Source organism: Terriglobus albidus (assembly GCF_025685425.1).
Classification (GTDB): domain Bacteria; phylum Acidobacteriota; class Terriglobia; order Terriglobales; family Acidobacteriaceae; genus Terriglobus; species Terriglobus albidus.
On sequence record NZ_JAGTAS010000057.1, the window covers coordinates 322,478 to 339,377 of the forward strand.

At 54.5% G+C, this 16,900-nt stretch carries 17 protein-coding genes; 5 read left to right on the forward strand and 12 right to left on the reverse strand.

Annotated features, from left to right (window positions below; all coding sequences use genetic code 11):
• Window positions 1-37: 37 nt before the first annotated feature.
• On the forward strand, window positions 38-793 hold the full coding sequence (locus OHL21_RS17580; protein WP_263418596.1) for a MarC family protein: 756 nt from the start codon (window positions 38-40) through the stop codon (window positions 791-793).
• Between the two features lie 113 nt (window positions 794-906).
• Entirely contained in the window at window positions 907-1,251 is a 345-nt protein-coding gene (locus tag OHL21_RS17585; protein WP_263418597.1) for a DUF488 domain-containing protein, read from the forward strand.
• Between the two features lie 63 nt (window positions 1,252-1,314).
• Here OHL21_RS17585 and OHL21_RS17590 read toward each other — a convergent pair whose 3' ends face one another.
• The gene (locus OHL21_RS17590) at window positions 1,315-3,021 is read right to left on the reverse strand and encodes a sensor histidine kinase (RefSeq protein WP_263418598.1); all 1,707 of its coding nucleotides are present in this window, start codon (window positions 3,019-3,021) and stop codon (window positions 1,315-1,317) included.
• 530 nt (window positions 3,022-3,551) lie between these two features.
• Here OHL21_RS17590 and OHL21_RS17595 point away from each other — a divergent pair.
• The gene (locus tag OHL21_RS17595; RefSeq protein WP_263418599.1) at window positions 3,552-3,947 is read left to right on the forward strand and encodes a response regulator; all 396 of its coding nucleotides are present in this window, start codon (window positions 3,552-3,554) and stop codon (window positions 3,945-3,947) included.
• A gap of 143 nt (window positions 3,948-4,090) precedes the next feature.
• Here OHL21_RS17595 and OHL21_RS17600 read toward each other — a convergent pair whose 3' ends face one another.
• The 8 genes from OHL21_RS17600 to OHL21_RS17635 all read right to left on the reverse strand — a co-directional run bounded on the left by OHL21_RS17600 (window position 4,091) and on the right by OHL21_RS17635 (window position 11,303).
• On the reverse strand, window positions 4,091-4,705 hold the full coding sequence (locus tag OHL21_RS17600) for a DUF4142 domain-containing protein (protein ID WP_263418600.1): 615 nt from the start codon (window positions 4,703-4,705) through the stop codon (window positions 4,091-4,093).
• A gap of 404 nt (window positions 4,706-5,109) precedes the next feature.
• Window positions 5,110-5,946 (reverse strand): hypothetical protein, encoded by an 837-nt coding sequence (locus OHL21_RS17605; protein WP_263418601.1) that lies wholly within the window; start codon window positions 5,944-5,946, stop codon window positions 5,110-5,112.
• Window positions 5,933-6,967 carry a GNAT family N-acetyltransferase gene (locus OHL21_RS17610; RefSeq protein ID WP_263418602.1) on the reverse strand — a complete coding sequence of 345 codons (1,035 nt, stop codon included), beginning with the start codon at window positions 6,965-6,967 and terminating at the stop codon, window positions 5,933-5,935. Before OHL21_RS17610 ends, OHL21_RS17605 begins: the two co-directional genes overlap by 14 nt.
• Window positions 6,960-8,021: a glycosyltransferase gene (locus OHL21_RS17615; RefSeq protein WP_263418603.1), complete on the reverse strand. Its 1,062-nt coding sequence runs from the start codon at window positions 8,019-8,021 to the stop codon at window positions 6,960-6,962. The genes OHL21_RS17610 and OHL21_RS17615 overlap by 8 nt, the downstream gene beginning before the upstream one ends.
• Window positions 8,003-8,863: a PIG-L deacetylase family protein gene (locus OHL21_RS17620; RefSeq protein WP_263418604.1), complete on the reverse strand. Its 861-nt coding sequence runs from the start codon at window positions 8,861-8,863 to the stop codon at window positions 8,003-8,005. The genes OHL21_RS17615 and OHL21_RS17620 overlap by 19 nt, the downstream gene beginning before the upstream one ends.
• Before the next feature lie 179 nt (window positions 8,864-9,042).
• Window positions 9,043-9,792, reverse strand: coding sequence for a carbohydrate-binding family 9-like protein (locus OHL21_RS17625; RefSeq protein WP_263418605.1), 750 nt, complete (start codon window positions 9,790-9,792; stop codon window positions 9,043-9,045).
• Window positions 9,793-9,921: 129 nt separating this feature from the next.
• Complete coding sequence (locus OHL21_RS17630) at window positions 9,922-10,395, reverse strand: cupin domain-containing protein (protein WP_263418606.1); 474 nt, start codon at window positions 10,393-10,395, stop codon at window positions 9,922-9,924.
• Between the two features lie 68 nt (window positions 10,396-10,463).
• Window positions 10,464-11,303 carry an AraC family transcriptional regulator gene (locus OHL21_RS17635; RefSeq protein ID WP_263418607.1) on the reverse strand — a complete coding sequence of 280 codons (840 nt, stop codon included), beginning with the start codon at window positions 11,301-11,303 and terminating at the stop codon, window positions 10,464-10,466.
• 140 nt (window positions 11,304-11,443) lie between these two features.
• Here OHL21_RS17635 and OHL21_RS17640 point away from each other — a divergent pair, with 140 nt between their 5' ends.
• Window positions 11,444-12,814, forward strand: a complete 1,371-nt coding sequence (locus OHL21_RS17640; RefSeq protein WP_263418608.1) for a DUF1552 domain-containing protein — start codon at window positions 11,444-11,446, stop codon at window positions 12,812-12,814.
• Between the two features lie 265 nt (window positions 12,815-13,079).
• Window positions 13,080-14,168, forward strand: coding sequence for an SMP-30/gluconolactonase/LRE family protein (locus OHL21_RS17645; protein WP_263418609.1), 1,089 nt, complete (start codon window positions 13,080-13,082; stop codon window positions 14,166-14,168).
• Between the two features lie 163 nt (window positions 14,169-14,331).
• On the opposite strand, the gene OHL21_RS17650 is transcribed toward OHL21_RS17645, so the two are convergent.
• From OHL21_RS17650 to OHL21_RS17660, 3 genes are all read right to left on the reverse strand, one after another.
• Complete coding sequence (locus tag OHL21_RS17650; RefSeq protein WP_263418610.1) at window positions 14,332-14,649, reverse strand: hypothetical protein; 318 nt, start codon at window positions 14,647-14,649, stop codon at window positions 14,332-14,334.
• A 325-nt stretch (window positions 14,650-14,974) separates the two neighbouring features.
• Window positions 14,975-15,751 carry a nucleotidyltransferase family protein gene (locus tag OHL21_RS17655; RefSeq protein WP_263418611.1) on the reverse strand — a complete coding sequence of 259 codons (777 nt, stop codon included), beginning with the start codon at window positions 15,749-15,751 and terminating at the stop codon, window positions 14,975-14,977.
• Between the two features lie 13 nt (window positions 15,752-15,764).
• Window positions 15,765-16,790: a CgeB family protein gene (locus OHL21_RS17660; RefSeq protein ID WP_263418612.1), complete on the reverse strand. Its 1,026-nt coding sequence runs from the start codon at window positions 16,788-16,790 to the stop codon at window positions 15,765-15,767.
• Window positions 16,791-16,900: the final 110 nt, after the last annotated feature.

Genomic DNA, 16,900 nt, shown 5'->3' on the forward strand with positions numbered 1-16,900 from the left:
AAATCCTCTCATCTTTGAGGCACAACAATCCACTCGGATGAAGCGGGCGTTTACCAGGGATTTTTCTGATTTAGACTTCGTAGCGGCTGGCAATCGATCACAAGGAGTGGAAGGCATGCTGGTTTGGCACTCATTTTTATTGGCATTCAGTGCCCTGTTGCCGCTTATCAACCCACTGGGCTCAGCTTTGGTCTTTCTCGGCCTTGCCGGCGACGCGCCTAAACCGGTCTACAAAAGTCTCGCGCGGAAGATTGCGCTCAATAATGTGATCTTCCTTGGGATCTTCGAACTCCTGGGCTCGACCATCCTGAAGTTCTTTGGAATCTCTCTCCCGATCGTGCAGGTCTCGGGCGGTCTCGTGATTGCCGCCATTGGGTGGTCTGTTCTCAACGAGAAGGACTCCGAGGCCGCGGCAAAGGATAAACAGGAAGAAGCCCACATCATGCCTGAAAACCAACTGCACAGCCTGGAAGAAAAGGCGTTCTACCCATTCACCTTTCCAGTCACCTCCGGCCCCGGAACGCTGGTCGTTCTGCTCACCCTCAGCGCCAGGTTTTCCGAGGGCCCCGATAGCGCGGTCATCCTTGCCCATCTGGCGCTTTTCCTTGCAATTGTCGCGGTCAGCCTGCTGGTGTTTGTGTGCTATGCACATGCCGCGAAACTCACGAAGCGAATCCCGGCCTCAACCGCCCACGGTATCTTGCGGGTAGTGGCATTCATACTTCTTTGCATCGGCGTGCAGATTACATGGAATGGAGCTTCGGCATTGGTCGCAACGTTATCTCGTCATTAGATTTCTGCAAACCCACATCTCGGCAATGCCGAGATATGGGCCACCCGTCCGTGATGAAAACAAAAAGGCGTGGGCCACCCAGCTGTGATTTAGACGATCCAATCAAGAAGGCCATGAATATTCAGATTAAACGAGCCTATGAACCGGCTGCCCCGTCCGACGGATTCCGCATCCTTATCGATCGCCTGTGGCCACGAGGGTTATCCAAGGCAAAGGCCCATATTGACCTTTGGTTGAAAGAGATTGCTCCGAGCCCGGAGTTGAGGACATGGTTCGGCCATGATCCAGCCAAATGGAAAGAGTTCCGCTCTCGCTACCTGGCGGAACTACGCGAAAAACGAGTAGAAATCGATCAGATCAGAGAAAAGGCCAGGGACGGAGTGGTGACGCTGGTATACGCGGCAAAAGACGAACAACATAACGATGCTGTTGTGCTTTATGAGCGGCTTAACCGCTGATAAAGCTCGCTACCATAAACGCTTGCATGACTCCGCCGTGACATTTGGAATTGCAGCCCATCTTCAGGATCGTGCAGAGGTCTTCAATTGCGATTCCGGCAAAACATCGGCATATACCGTCTGCTGTGGCAGAACAATGGAGAAGCAGGTTCCATGCTCGGAAGGATCAGTTGAGGTTTCAAACTCGATCGTTCCGCCATGTCCTTCCACAAATTGCCTGGCGATAAACAGCCCGATCCCTGTGCCGATGGTATGCCTCGTCGTGAAAAACGGTTCGAAGATGCGCGCATGATCGTGGTAAGGAATCCCGCAGCCAGTGTCCTTAATGGAAAGACGGACGGCGGGTCCATCTTCCTGCACCAGGTCATCCACGGTGACGTTGAGATCTCCACCATCCGGCATGGCGTAGATTGCATTAATGATGAGATTCGAGATGGCCTGCATCATCTCCCCGGTACGCAGCACCAGCCTGGCTTCCGAGTTCAGACTGGTTTTCACGCGTATTCCAATAGTTTTGCAGCGAGGCCCATAGATGCGGAGCACATCTGCCACGAGAGTCGAGATCGAGATCAGAGCTACGGCCGAGTGCTCTCGGTAGAAGCCCAACGTCTGCCGGGCGAGATGGGCAATGCGTACTAGCTCTGTCTCTGCATCCTCCGCATAGGCGAGAACCTGAGAAGAATTCGCGGCGTTCGATCTGATGAGGAAGACAAGATTCAGCACCGCTTCAAGAGGATTATTGATCTCGTGAGCGATCGTAGCGGCCATTCGCCCCGCAGCCGCCAGCTTCTCAGCCTGGATCAAAGCTTTCTCTATATTTTTCCGGCGGGTCAGATCGCGCACGATGGAAGATGCACCGACGACTGCGCCGGAGCTGTCACGAATGGGAGAGATACCTAGATCCACGTGCAGAGTGCGCCCGTCTTTCGTCAAGCGAAGCGTTTCATAGTTTTCAAGCTTCTCGCCATTGCGGATGCGGCCGAGAATGGCCTTTTCCTCTTCGTGGAGATGCTCAGGGACGAGGTCAAAGATCGGCCTTCCTATCATCTCCTCCTTAGTGAAACCCAAGATTTGCGCCGCTGCCTGATTCCAGCTTGTGATGCGGCCTTGCAGATCTTTACTCAGGATCACGTCATCGGACGATTCCACGATAGCGGCGAGGGCCGCTACGTGGCCTGCCACGTTCATGAGGTTAAGTTTCGATTTTTCCAGATCCGCGATCTTCCGAGTAAGTTGCTCGCGAAGCCTTACATTCTCAATAGCAGCGGCGGCCTGAGCAGCGACGGCACCGAGCAGATCTTCGCAGTCCCGCTCGAAGATTCCTACCTGTTCGTGCCCATAGAAGAGACCTCCTAGGACTTCGCCGGAGCTCGCCTTGACCGGAACAGCGAGATAGCTGCGAACGGGCAGATGCCCGTCCGGCATTCCTTTGAATGGGGCATTGTGCCCATAACGAGGATCTTTGGTGATGTCGGCGGAGCGAACGATCCCGGTCCCCTCGAAGGTAGCCGCGAACACGTCGGTGTTGCGGGGCATCGGAAACTTTGCGAACTTCTCTCGGGCGACGCCCGAAAGCGTATAGAGGGAATAACGCTCCCCTTGATCGTCAATGACGTTGTAGAAAAGAGCGCCAAACTGAGCGCCACATAATTCCAGCCCTGCGTCGGTTGCAGCTTGCACGATCGCTTGCAGGTCAAGGTTTTTGGCTAGCAGTAGCCCTGACTGGACGACGAGTTCTAGTTTTCGCTGGTCCGAATTTAAAAGGCCCATACCGTCATTTCGCAACGGGGAACGATGCAGACATACACTATCGGGTTCGGGGAGAAACCGGGAGGTAGAGATCTGGTCCGATATGGATATTCTAGAGCGTTTTCCCTGTTGCTGGGTATCCCGGAAGGGGCGTGCAGCGGCGTTTTCATGGCGGAAAACGCCCATAGATGCGGATGCCCTGGACTACACCTACAGGGAAAATGCTCCAGCCTGAGCCTGATCGCTCTGATTAGGGAAAATGCCTCCAGCCTGAGCCTGATCGCTCTGATTTAAGGAACCCAGGTTAATCGACTCTCTGAACTGTCAGCCACCGCACAGTTCACAGAACTGGAAATTGCAAGTGCACGCCCCAGCCGGCATTGATAGAGTCGATTTCGATGCTTTATTTAAGGGTGTTCTCATCTGCCCTCTTGCAATGCCGCCATTCGATACGTTAAAAGTGATACACGTCCGGGCCATAGTTTACAAAGTCGCCCTCTCTCTGGGGGTCCAAGTAGGCCACGGCTATGGAGTGGTTTGCTTCGAACGCTATGGAAGATCGCCTTGGAAATAGACAGCGAATTTACGTCGTTGATGACGAGCACGTAATTGCCACGACGCTCGCGATCATTCTCACCCAGAATGGCTTCGATGCCCGGGCATTCGGGTCTGCAAAAGAGGCTTTAGCCGCTGCTGAGGCATTGCCTCCCAACCTTCTGTTGACCGACGTCGTCATGCCGGACATGAATGGCATCGAGTTGGCGATCCAATTTCGCCAAAAGTTTCCTGAGTGTAAGGTTCTTTTGTTCTCCGGCCAGGCCGCCACAAACAACCTGCTCAAGGAAGCGAAGGGAGCGGGATACGATCTGGAACTGCTATCCAAACCTGTCCACCCGCAAGATCTTCTTGCAAGGCTTAACTCCGATTCGGTCACTGGAAAACAATAAATAGTTTGCGAACGACGGCGCCCATTGATGTAGTCGTCATGGCCGTGAACTCGATTGAGATACGGCTGCTGGAGAGCAACGCCGTGCCCTCCAGCCCAGCCTAGAGCAATTCTCCTGTCGTATCGCCCAGAACTCCATCGTCTTTATTTTGCACTGCTGGACGCTTTCGACTTACCGTCGACTGCGACATTGTGGTTTTGTGCGATCTGCTCAATGAGACGCAGGTGCTGGGAGATTACGCCCGTGCCCTGACGCGCAACTTGCTTAACGTTTGGATCCTGCGTCAACTGTGCTTCATCTTTGAATTCTTTCAGGTCTTGTTTGTGATCTTTCACCATTGCCTGGATGTAGGCTTCATCGAACTGACTGCCGGAAAGCGCTCCGAGCCGCGCAATGAGTTGCTTATCCTTTTTTGATGGCTCCTTAGGCTCTTTGACTCCCATCTGCTGCGCTATCGGTTTTATCTGGTCACCAAGCTGTGTATGGTCGTCTACCATCTTCTGACCAAATTGCCTTACATCTTCGCTTTGCGACTTTTGCTGTGCCAATTGTCCCAATTCCACCTCGGCGGTTCCACCTTCAAGCGCCTTCTTGACGAAGTCCTTGTCAGTCGTCGCCTGCTGATTCATGGAGTTGGCATCAGGCCCCATCCCTCCTGAATTCATAGGCTGCTGATTAGGCATGTTGGGCTGTTGCTGGCCGGAAGCACCGGGTTGGTTCTGGCCGATAGCGATCGTACTTGCCAGCAGCGTGGACATCGTGCACAGGAGAAACCTGCTGCACGTTCGCTTTGTGACTATCGTGATCATCAACAATCTCCTTTCCTGAAACTGAAACTCCCCGGCAGCTTGCCTATCGCGTTCCAAAGACTCGCTGGATACTCCGGCATATCGAAACGTCTCCTCTACTGAGCTGCCCGGCCGATGTGGTTCGCGAATGTCATAACCGGCTTCCGAGAGGTGATACGAGAACGCCACATCGGCAATTTTGGAAGTAGCGGCGGCTCAATACCGGAAAACGTCTACGTCACCCGGAAGGATGCTATTTAGAGAGAGGCAATGATCAGCCCGTTGCCCCCAAATACCGCCGGAGAGAAAGAGTTCATATCAATTTCCACCTCTTCCGTGGGGCAAAATTCAGGGGCGTTATAGCTGCAAGGAATTCAGGGTAATGGGAGTCCGGCCTTCTGATACAGTGCCGGGCGACATCGCTCCCAGTGTTCTGCGAGCCATTCGTCCGCCGGCCGGTCATAGTAACTCCAAGGAAGATGCTTGGCATTCATGCCAACGAAGTGGGCGCCACAGCGGCCAAGCTCCGGCGAACGAGGCCAGAATGGAGAACAGATACTAACCTCAGAAGTCTTCACCAGGTATAAAGGGCTATTGCGCAGCATGGCTGCCGCCTGCAGCCCCTGCTCTTCGATCTCAGAAGTCAGGTCGGCGCGGCTTCCGGAACGATGTTCCACCTCTTCCAATACCGCAGCGAGCGAACTCTGTAGATCGTGGTACGGTGGCAGTCCACGAATTCCTGCGTTAAAAGAACCCGGGGGACATAGCGCATCAAAGCTGCCGAGACAGCGGTCCACATCTTCGGCAAACAGATATCCATCCACCGTGTCGAGCCACGCCTGGATACCTCGCGTCATTGTCCAGAGGATACAGTCGTTATCCAGGGCGAGTTCGTATCGTTCAGGATGAGTGCGTAGCGGAACCAGCTTCCACCCCATCCCTTCCATCAAACTTTCTTTCGTGTGCTGCAGGAGAACCTTGGGCGCGTCAAGAAGTGTCGTCTCGCGCCATTCCACGTCCGCCGGAAGACCAGCTGTTCGCTGCTGGGCTTCGGGCAGGGGTACGCTGTTAACACAAACCACGTACCGGGCGCCAGGACCAAATAGCCGCGCGGCGCATGCGACGGAGAGACGCAGCATCTCAAACCCGCGCGCATGTACATTGCCAATAGTCCAACGAATCGCCAAACGATCAGAATTAGAAACCGTCATAGAACCGCCTGGCGTTCCCCGCTGTTGCTGGTTCTTCAGCATCCCTGCGAAGAACAAAACCATAGGTTGGATTTCGTTCCAGGTGCCAGAGTGTCTTGTATTCCTCTTCTCCGCGGAGCATATCGATCGTCTGCACCCCCTGACCGGCGGCCTGCTTTATGGCTAAGGCCAGCAGTAACGTGCCAGGCCTAAGAGCTGCGTGCTCAATGGAATATGCCGTCAGGTAGAAGTATTGGCATCGTTCGGATCGTGTTGGCGGATCTATCAGGGAGTACAAGATAGCCAGAGATTCACCGTTCAACTTCAAGGTGCATAGTTGTAAGACTCCCGCTGCTGCCAGCAAAGGAAGCGCCTGGGAATGCCATGCGAGCACGCGTTCGTCTGCCAGCACTCCGGGAAGCCCGCTTCCCTGCCAGCGTGCGGTGTGCATCTGCCGCATATCTTCAAAGGTATCGGCGCACGTTTCCCGATCCGCACTTATGAACTCCACAGAACCTTCACGCATCGCACGGTTCAGGTAATACCTGACGTTGCTCCGAATCTTCCGCGGCAACTCCGCTATGGCGACTGCAGGCATGCGGCCGCAGCTTTCCCCATCGAATCTTCCCGCAGCCACGAGTCGAGACATTGCCTGCAGCAGTTTCGATTCCGGCCTCAACTGAGTGGGTATCATTACATCCCAGTCTTGATCCACCATGAGTCGCTCGAGAGCCTGCCGCACATCTTCCACTTTGCATAAAGAAGAAAAGACACCGTCCAGGTAATCACTCGTTCCCGCTCCGAGGAGAAGAAGTTGGCGCTCTTCTGCATTGGGATAGATATAGAACGGAAGAAACCCTTCACAGTTTCCATTTACATGGATACAAAGGCAGCGCAGGCCGGGCTGACCAAACTCTCTCCACCACGGTATCAACCATGCGGGACTCTGGAATGGTGTAGCCTGCGGGTCTGCCTTCCATAGGCTCTCCCATTCCGGGGCAAAGGCCTCCAACTCTTCGGTGCTGCGCAAAATTTCATGCACAGAGCTGCTCCGCGCGGCGATTCTTTGCCATCGATTTATAGACTTCCAGATAAACCTGTACCATTCGTCCGCTCCCGAAGCGCTCGGCCGCTCGCCTGCATACATAGCGTGAGATGGAAGAGACGCGATGCACTGCCTCAGCCATCTCTTCCGGGTTATTAACCAGGAAGCCTGTCACGCCATCCTGGACAATGGACCGAAGTGCGCCGGATGGATACGCGATCACGGGAGTGCCGGCGGCGAGCGCTTCCAAAGCCACAAGGGAACTCGTCTCGGGCGCGAGAGTGGGGTGAAGCAAGCACTCCGCCTCGGCCAGCAGTCGCTGGCGGTTCTCGGATTCAACAGGACCCAGCATCCTATGCCTCGGCCCGGTAGCCCCGTTCAAGCGTGGCCGAATTTCGGACTCGTAATAAAGGCGGTGGGCCTCATATGGATACACTTGCCCAGCCAGCAGCACGCATGTTCCTGCCAGCGTGCCTGCCTGCAGGGCTGCATGCTGATTCTTCTCTGGGCAAATACGCCCCATAGCGAGCGCAAAATCAGCCTTTTGAGCCTCCAGGTCCACTGGAGGCAGATCCACTCCATTAGGAATCACGATGCAATTGCGTAGCTCAGGTGGACAGCTCCGTCTTTGCCATTCGGAGACGCAGCAGAACTGGAGATTCCGCCTTTTCATCCATATCTCCGCCGGATACCAGGAAACAGGCATATGCAGCGTTACAAGTGTCGGCACCTCATCAGGCACGGTGTAGGCATGAAAATCGATCCCATGCATATGAATCACGTCAATCTGATATGTAGAAAGGGCATGGTCAATTGCGGACTGAAACTGCTTACAGCACCTGGAGCGATCGTCCTCGGTGAAAGCTCCCGGCAATGGGGCCGGGACCAGTGTTCCACGGACTTCGGAGCCTTCTGATGCCACAACGATCGAGCAGTGTCCGTTTTGTACCAAGGCGCGGTCCAGATCACTCAGAATCTTTTCCGCCCCTCCAACCGCAGCCGCGTGTACAGGAGCAAACGGATAGGCGATGCTTAATACAGTGAGTGGCATGTAACTTCCATGACATGGTTGAGTTCTCGTCGGGCAGCCTGAGCCAATTCGCAGAAGTGCCGGGGCGTCATACCCCAGGAAAACTGGTCATAAAACACGCGGCCCCGATGAGGAGGCTCAGCGAAGTCATACTCGGGCGCAATACGGAAGGCCTCATGTTGTAGAGGAAAATACTTCAGAGTTTCCTGTTGCGTTGCAAAGCACGCAAATAGCTCGCGTTTGTGCTGCCGTTCGTCAGAAGTCAGACGATAAAGCACCTCCGGAGTATCGTTTCCGTCGGGGAGAAAACAGCCTGTCTCGATACCATGCGGGCCCTGATGATAAAAAGCGGGCTCCACAATGACCGGATATCTATATCCTTCGTTCCGCATTTGTTGTATTGCACAGTGAACTACGAATGCGCAGGCATCGTGGTCGGGATGCCCTCCCTCATACGGATGGGTAAAAAGCACTTCCGGCTTATCCTGCCGCAGCAGCCACAGGATCTTCCCGGTTAAGTCGACCAGGTGCAGACTTGCTTCCTGATCAGGCACTTCAAGGCATTCATGGTGCATTTTGGCGACGCCTGCTACTCGTAACGCTTGGTTCAGCTCATGTTGCCTGGCTGTTCTGTACTCTTCACGCGTCGCAAATCCACAGTCCCTATAGTGCTGTTCGTTGCGGGGAGCTCCATCGGTGACATGGATCAAGCGTGATGACAAAAAATTCTCAAGGCGTGCACCCAGCCCTATGGTCTCATCATCTGGATGGGCGAACACAAGCAAAGCTCGCGGATCGGCACCATGCTTATGCTCTATTGCGGTGGAGCGGCACAGCACCTCCAGCAAATCAGATCGCGCCATCGAACTTCCAGGGGCCATCATGCGCGATGAGATGCGGTGAACATCAGGGTAGCTGCCAGCTCAACGTGCAGTTCGCAAATCGGCGTTGATGCTTGACGGATGCGTAAATCGTAAATTGGCCGCGAAGAAGACGAACGAGCATTTTCAGCGGTTTAGATGTCTAGTGATGGGATAGATGGTTACCGGAATCTAAGGTAACCCCACATCTCTGGAATGTGCATGTTTACCGCTCCCTGCGGAGACCACACCCAGTTGTCCTCACTGGACTGGCCTGCTTTCCACTCCACACGGCTGAAGTTGACGCGCCATTCCGTGCCTGGCTTAGGCGGCTCTACCGGAAGCCGTGACGTGAATGCCACCCATGGAATGGCGATCTCGACAGTCCATCCTTTGTCGGTGTCATCGCTCTTGTTCAGGGTGCCTTTCAACGAAACCGCTGTTTTCAGGCCCGGGATATTCCAGGAGTTATCGGCCTTGCCGCCGTGCCGGTAGGGCTTGTTAAGGAACAGGTCCCAGGAAGTATTCAGCGCATTAATCTCAAACTCAAAGTAGCCGGGCAAGCCGGTGAGAGGCTTCAGAAACAGCTCGAAATCGTTGTCATGAAAGATGACCGAATCATGTTCAGTCAGTTTCGCTTTGATGTCGGGCTCTTCCATCTCGGCGCCAATGTAGAGATAGGTGTCATCCCACAACATCTTCATACGCGTACGAAAACGCGGGAGCGGCTTGGCATCGCCTTCAATATCTACAAAATCAGTGCTCCAGGAAGCTGACTTCCAGGCGCGGTCATCCAGTCTGCCATCGATGACCAGCGGTTTTGCCGTGCGCTTACAGTCATAGCTCTTCGGAGTCTGCGCGACGGCAATAGGAAGTATGAGGGCCAGGGCTCCGGCCGCGAGAGAGCGAATGCAGAAAGGAAGGGTGCCCATGAGGATAGAGTCATCATAGGTGGTCTCCCTGAAGGCGAACTCGGTCAAAATACCTACGTCTGGGCGCTTCCCGCAGCAAGAACCCCGCGAGGCAGCAGTGAATGCCGATCAACGATTTCCGGTGGCGCATCAGGAAGTGGTCTTACCCATAAGCTTGATGAAATAAAACGTCATGCGCGTTTGACCAGTGTTCCGAACACCATGCAGCACATTGGATTCGGCGAAGACCATATCGCCTGCCTTTACCTGTGAAGCCACTCCATTGAGGAAGAATTCACCTGTTCCCTCACCCACAATCATGATCTCTTCTTCGGGATGTTGGTGCGGGGGATGTGGCTGCGCTCCTGGCTCCAAGGTCACAAGGCCGGAGGCTAGTGCCACAAGCTGTTTTGTCGGCCCATTGAAGTGCACGTAAGCCTTCGCGCCGGGTGCGGCGCCCTCCGGCTGCAGGCTCTCTACCTTCACAACGCTGCTCTGAAGCAATGGACCGTTGGTCTTGGTATCCACATGAGTAATCTGCGGTCCAGATTGCGCCAGAACGTCGGGGATCATAGCCGTTCCGGTCAATGCAGTCATGGAAGTCAAGAGTTGCCGTCGATTCATACTTCTCCTCCGCAGCAAGTCTACAAGACACACGACCCAACTGGGTTGAGCTACGACTCTTCGCCCAGTTATTCACTATCACGAGCGACATCAACCGATGACCCCGGAGAGAACTCGAATCGAGATGACAATGCAGCCAGTTCCCGGGTCCAGGACTTCGGTGTGCGTCCAAAGACGGAGCGAAACAAATCGATAAAAGTACTTGGCTCCTGGTACCCCACGGCATAAGAGACCTCTTTGATGCTCAGGCCGGACACCAGTAACTGGACGGCCTTCATCAAACGGACCTGCCTTCGCCAGGATTCGAAATCCAACCCCACCTCACGCTGATACACCCGCTGCAGGGTTCTGACGCCTATACCCACCGAGGCGCACATTGCCGCTACCGAATGCCGGTCTTCCAGCCCGTTGAGTACTTGCTCTGCGACAGCAAGAGCTCGTGTATCTCGCGGAAGAGCAATACCGGTCGGAATTGGAGTCGAACGCTTTAGCTGGGCTATGAGTATGTCCCGATAGGCGCACTCCAAACGGCTGCGTACTCGAATTCTCCCCATGCCGACAATCTGAAAAATCAGCTCGCGAAGAAACGGGACTACATGGAACGTCGTGCAGGTAGCCCACGCTGTATGGAGTCCGGGACGCAGATAGAGTGTGCGCATGGAAACATGCTCAGGCATTCGAATGCTATGCGGCGTGTATGCAGGAATCCAGAGACCGAAGTGGGGCGGCAATAGCCAGAAATTCTGCCCGGAAGCAATCTCCATCACTCCACGGCTTGCATAGACAAGTTGGTCCGCGCCATGAGAATGGAGCGCGATGTGCGAGTTGCGTGGGTACTCTCGCTCATGCGTGGCAATGGCAATGCCCGGGCCAGGATCATTTTCCTTCACAAGCAAAGGATGACGCATAATCCGCATTTTATGCCGTACCTACCTCTTTGCGACATCATGATTTGAGAGGAGGATGATCCTGTAGAAAGGCGTCAAAGCGGCGATCAATAAGCTCGCCGGTGGCAACTTCACTACAGGCAAGAGGAGGAACAAAGACAATGTTCATCACCAGAAATTACCTCTCGCGGCGGACCGTCCTGCAGGGATTGGGTGTCACCCTGGGCCTTCCCTTTCTGGACGCGATGGTTCCTGCTCAAACGCCACTGCACCTGACCGCCGCAGCACCGAAGGCGCGGTTTATAGCAATTGAGATGGTGCACGGCGCTGCCGGAAGCACTGCCATTGGGCGATCCATGAACTACTGGTCGCCGGCTCAGGAAGGAAGAGACTTCGCTTTCACGAAGTCATTGCAGCCGCTCGAACCGCTACGTGACTACATCACCGTCGTCAGCAATACAGAGCTGCACAATGCGATGTCACTCGTGCCGGAAGAAGACGGGCCGATGGCGGATCATGCCCGGTCCTCTGCTGTCTTTCTGACCGCCGCGCATCCCAGGAGAACCGCAGGCGGAGACATTCATGCCGGACCTTCTATCGATCAAATCTACGCGAGGGCGGTCGGCCGCGATACCTGGCTACCCTCGATGCAACTTTGTATTGAAGACAACTCCGTCGCAGGAGAGTGCGGCTATGGCTACAGCTGCAGCTACACGCACACCATCAGCTGGGCATCTCCTACAACTCCGTTGCCCATGGAACGTTCTCCTCGACGTGTATTTAACAGCATGTTCGCGCCAGACGCGGGGAACGGACAAGCGACTGGGACCAATACAGCAGCCAGCATCCTCGATTCGCTCTCCGATGCCGTCAGGAGTGCCAAGCGGCGGCTTGGTGTTCGAGACCGGACGACCCTGGCCGACTATCTGGATGATGTCCGTGCGATTGAGAAGCGCATTCAGGAGATTGAACGTCGCAATGCAACGGCTCCGAAGACTCAGAGCAGCGAACCTCTCAGCGTACCTGACTCCTTCAACGATCATGTCGACCTGATGTTCGATCTCCAGCTTCTTGCCCTTACCTGTGACCTGACCCGCGTGATTACGTTCAAGATGGGCGCCGACCGGAGCCAGCGCATCTTCCCCGAGAGTGGCGTTACAACTCCGTTTCACACACTCTCGCATCACCGTGAATCCCCTGAGAAGATAGAGGAGTTCGCCAGGCTGAATCAATATCATGTCGGCAAAGCCGCCCAATTTATCGACAATTTGCGATGGACAAAAGATGGGGACGGCAACCTCCTCGATCACTCCCTTGTACTCTACGGAAGCCCGATGGGCGACTCGCATGTGCATGAGCATCGGTTCCTTCCTCTATTTCTTGCGGGCAAGGCGAACGGAGCGCTGCAAGGAAATCGGCACGTGGTCTGCCCTGCCGATACGCCAATGGCCAATGTTCTTCTCACGGTTGTGCGTCGACTTGGCGTCGACGCTCATCAGATAGGCGACAGCACAGGAGAGATTGCGCTATAGCCCTGTTGCCCGCTAACCCGGAAGAGCGTGCAGCGACATTTTCATTGCGGACACGCCCATGATGCGGAGGCTTTGGACTACCCTACAGAGAAAATGATCTAACGACAACGCCCACAATTCCTCTAAATCCTGGGGTACAACTCCTACCTGGGAAACCTGCGGTGTTCACTTAGAAATTCCTTTTTCGCACATATTTCCGGTAACCTGGCGAACACTCCTCGCAAGAATCGCTACAATCGTTGGGACATTGAAGGAGGTCTTCGCTATGAACCGTTGCATGTGCGCCCTGACTCTCGGCGCGGCGTCACTGTTGACGCTCTCTCAAGCCGGCTGCAAGGGCAGGCAAACAACGATGCAGGCTCCTTTGGAGTCGACGAAGACTACCGCAGATATCGAACAGCTAAGTCCGGAATTATCCACGATTATCCCTGACGGAGCCAGGCTCGAAAAAATGGCCACGGGATTCACATGGACCGAGGGGCCGGTGTGGGTACCGCCGGGCATGCTAATGTTTGCGGATATTCCGAGCAACAGCATTCGGCAGATGGCCCCGGATGGCAAGGTTACGATCTGGCTGCAACCGAGCGGTTATATAGCTAAAGAGCCCTTTGGCGGCACGGAGCCGGGGACAAATGGGATGACGCTCGATGACAAGCTGCACCTGACCGTGGCAGGCCATGCGGCACGTAACATTCTTCGGTTCGAGACGATGGACCCCAAGGGGACAAAGACAATTCTGGCCGACAGCTACGAGGGCAAGCCTCTCAACAGCCCGAACGATGTTGTGTATGGTCCGGATGGCTCGCTTTATTTCACAGATCCGCCTTACGGTCTTCCGACGCAGCAGGATGATGACCCGTCGAAGAAGCTAAAGGTGAATGGCGTGTATCGCATTCCGAACGCAACAGCAGTCAAAGCTGGATCGGCTCCGAATCGCGCGAAGCTGCAGTTGCTGATCGGCGATTTACCGCGGCCGAATGGCATCGCGATCTCACCGGATAACAAGTGGCTTTATGTCGCTGACTCACAGCAAAAGAAGTGGATGCGGTATCCGCTGAAGAGCGACGGTACAGTGGGACAAGGCACGGTGTTTCTGGACGCCTCATCAGCAAAAGGCACAGGAACTTCAGATGGCATGAAGGTGGATTCGCAAGGAAATCTATTCGCGACCGGTCCGGGCGGCGTATGGATCATCACACCAGAAGGCAAGCACCTGGGAACGATCCTCACCGAAAAGCCAACCGCCAATGTGGCGTGGGGCGGCCAAGACGGTAAGACACTCTACCTGACGACGAGTGACGCAATCTATCGTATTGGTTTGAAAGTCACTGGCTACCGTCCGTGGGTTCATTGAAGCGGAAAGAAGCCGCACGTCTATCCCCTGCAATGGTTTGAATGGCATCTTGGCCGTTGCGAGAATCAACTGAGGCCGCATAATTTACGGGGAACAAGTCAGCGACGCTGCATCTGCAAAGATGGCGTGGTATCCGAAACGCATCGAGCCGTCAGAAGAAAGCTCATGCAGCGCGCGAGGATTTCGATCTTGTCTTCGCATCGGCGCGCACCAGCTTATTGAAATTGCTGGATTTTCCAGTTGCCGTCTTTTCCTGGTACACAAGGGTGAGGCCACTTTCATCAAACTTCTCAAAGAACGCGTCCCACGAAATCTCCTTCAGGTTGTCGTCTTTTCTATTCTTAGCCTTCCTGAACATAAACCGAAGAATTCCCGGCTCTCCTTCTGATTCCGTTGAGCTAACTTCGGCTGGAACAGCACCCCGGGCTTCGGCCCATTTGCGAATTTCGTCATGATTCTGTGTTGTGTGCGATAGCGGCATATTTGAGCACCTTCTTCCTAAATGAGATCGTCGTTCTGCGCGCGTTAGAGCATTTTCCCTGTAGGTGTAGCGTAGGGCTCCCGAATCTATGGGCGTTTTCCGCAATGAAAACGCCGCTGCAATCCTCTTCCGGGATACCCCGCTACAGGGAAAATGCGACTAAAGCATTTTCCCTGTAGGTGTAGAGTAGGCTTCCGCATCTCCAGGCATTTTCCGCAATGAAAACGCCACTGCACGTCACTTCCGGAATACCCAGCAACAGGGAAAATGATTTAGATGTCCATAAATTCGTTACGTTGCCAGCCCCGCAACAGATCAAGGAGACCTATCCGGCTGCGTGATGCAGGATAGAAGAATTGAGTGGAACGCTATCGGGTTCCCGCTTCTGGTTCAACATGAACTGAGCGCGTTGATAGCCATCCAGTGTTCCCGTGTCTACATATTCCTCACCCGTGTGGGAACCGAAGACTTCTCCTCCCAGAGTGATCCAGGCATTTAGCAGTGTTCCAAAATACTCATCGCGACGCTCGGCTTTACACCACAACTGATGCAAGGTGTGAAAGATATGGCCAGGGATCTTCATCGCACCCCAAATCCAGTTGGAGCCGGGTGTGGGGTGCTTGACTTCGATACATGTGACACGGTTTTCAAGATCGGTGATGACCGCGTCGAAGGGACTCGCGTCATCCACCGGGAACAGGAGGAGAGAAAACTTATCATCTGGCAAGGATGCGAGCGCGTCCATGGGATACCAGATCGTATCGGGGAGGCCGATCACCACGGGTTCATCGGGAGACACCAGGGGAGCGGCACGAAATACAGCATCGCAAAGTCCGTTTGGAGTCTGCTGCACGACATAAGCAATATCGACTCCCCATACTCGTGACCCAAAATAAGAGAGAATATCTGCCTTCCCTGGGGATATCACAAAGCAAAGTTTTGTGGCTCCGGCGAGAATCATTCGTTCTACGAGATATTCGCTTACGGCTTTGGGAGATTCGCGCCCATTATGCATTTTGCTACCCACAGGAAGGAGTTCCTTCGAAAAGGCCAGTGGTTGAATGCGGCTGCCACTGCCTGCGGCTGGAATAATGCCCCACATCTCTCACCTCTATTCACGCAGCTATGGAAGACTTGGCGGTGGTACCGTGACAGTCCTCAAAGATATGAATCAACTGGCATGCCCTGCTCTCAGCCGTATGGTTTTCCATGACACGCGTCTGCGCGGCACCAGCAATTTGTCGGAGCTCGCGGTCACTCATCTCAAGCATCTCGGTTACCTGCTGGGATGTTTCGACCGGAAGAATTTCTATGCCGGGTCTAAAAAACTCTTCTAGCCCTTCCCATACATCTGTCACAATCGGCACGCCACAGGCAGCGGCTTCAAACAGTCTTCCCGACGGGCAGTATCCAAACTCTTTCATCGCACCGCGTGTGACATTCAAGGTAGCGCGTCCGGAACAGAAAAATGCTGGGTGAAGATCAGGTGGAAGATGCCGTACGAAATGGATATTTGCCGCCCAGGGAAAATCGGCCGGATATTGGGCGCCTGCGATAAAGAACCGCTGACCGGGGCATCGCTGCGCAGGTTTCAGCAGCAGTTCCTGCAACGCCTCCTGACGGTCCGCCGCATATGTCCCTAAATAATTGAGAGCCGAGGAATATTCAGCGCAGGGCTGAACCTGGTGATAGAAGCGGCCGTCGACCCAGCCATATAAAGGCTGCACCCGCTTTGCGCCGAGCCGCGATCGAAGATCGGTGAGAGCTCTGCCGCCAGTAAAACTCAAGACCAGATCGAAGGCTCCAAGTCCCTCTTCAGGCAGATAGAACATTTTTGAACCCCGGCGCAAACTCTGCAACGTAACCGGAGTATCCATATCGTAGAAAACGGTCAACCCTTTGGCGTGCTCCATAACCAGATGACAAACTTCGGCGCCCGAAGGACAGTAGCTGGTAACCATCGCAACATCGGCACGATGCATCTCGGCCGGCAGCTTCTCTGCTATATCGTCAAGGTCATCATAAAATCGCAACTCAACACCAGTTGGAATTGGCCATGCATCCTGAGTATCGGCATAGTAACTCACAATTTTCTCGAAGAAGACGACCTCGTGTCCCTGGCGGGCGAGTGCTGTCAGCATTCCCCGCCACAGTGAGGCATGGCCGTTCCCCCACGATGATGAGACGGTTAGCCCGAATATGATGATCCGCATGGGCCGTTTCCTGCAGGTGAGATTGAATATCCGGCACA

Bases quoted from the DNA above. Each gene is read 5' to 3' on its own strand.
- OHL21_RS17620 (WP_263418604.1), bottom strand. From the start codon at position 8,863: ATGGCGCGATCTGATTTGCTGGAGGTGCTGTGCCGCTCCACCGCAATA.
- OHL21_RS17600 (WP_263418600.1), bottom strand. From the start codon at position 4,705: ATGTCCACGCTGCTGGCAAGTACGATCGCTATCGGCCAGAACCAACCC.
- OHL21_RS17635 (WP_263418607.1), bottom strand. From the start codon at position 11,303: ATGCGTCATCCTTTGCTTGTGAAGGAAAATGATCCTGGCCCGGGCATT.
- OHL21_RS17590 (WP_263418598.1), bottom strand. From the start codon at position 3,021: ATGGGCCTTTTAAATTCGGACCAGCGAAAACTAGAACTCGTCGTCCAG.
- OHL21_RS17580 (WP_263418596.1), top strand. From the start codon at position 38: ATGAAGCGGGCGTTTACCAGGGATTTTTCTGATTTAGACTTCGTAGCG.
- OHL21_RS17595 (WP_263418599.1), top strand. From the start codon at position 3,552: ATGGAAGATCGCCTTGGAAATAGACAGCGAATTTACGTCGTTGATGAC.
- OHL21_RS17650 (WP_263418610.1), bottom strand. From the start codon at position 14,649: ATGCCGCTATCGCACACAACACAGAATCATGACGAAATTCGCAAATGG.
- OHL21_RS17630 (WP_263418606.1), bottom strand. From the start codon at position 10,395: ATGAATCGACGGCAACTCTTGACTTCCATGACTGCATTGACCGGAACG.
- OHL21_RS17605 (WP_263418601.1), bottom strand. From the start codon at position 5,946: ATGACGGTTTCTAATTCTGATCGTTTGGCGATTCGTTGGACTATTGGC.
- OHL21_RS17625 (WP_263418605.1), bottom strand. From the start codon at position 9,792: ATGGGCACCCTTCCTTTCTGCATTCGCTCTCTCGCGGCCGGAGCCCTG.
- OHL21_RS17640 (WP_263418608.1), top strand. From the start codon at position 11,444: ATGTTCATCACCAGAAATTACCTCTCGCGGCGGACCGTCCTGCAGGGA.
- OHL21_RS17615 (WP_263418603.1), bottom strand. From the start codon at position 8,021: ATGCCACTCACTGTATTAAGCATCGCCTATCCGTTTGCTCCTGTACAC.
- OHL21_RS17655 (WP_263418611.1), bottom strand. From the start codon at position 15,751: ATGTGGGGCATTATTCCAGCCGCAGGCAGTGGCAGCCGCATTCAACCA.
- OHL21_RS17645 (WP_263418609.1), top strand. From the start codon at position 13,080: ATGAACCGTTGCATGTGCGCCCTGACTCTCGGCGCGGCGTCACTGTTG.
- OHL21_RS17660 (WP_263418612.1), bottom strand. From the start codon at position 16,790: ATGCTGACAGCACTCGCCCGCCAGGGACACGAGGTCGTCTTCTTCGAG.
- OHL21_RS17585 (WP_263418597.1), top strand. From the start codon at position 907: ATGAATATTCAGATTAAACGAGCCTATGAACCGGCTGCCCCGTCCGAC.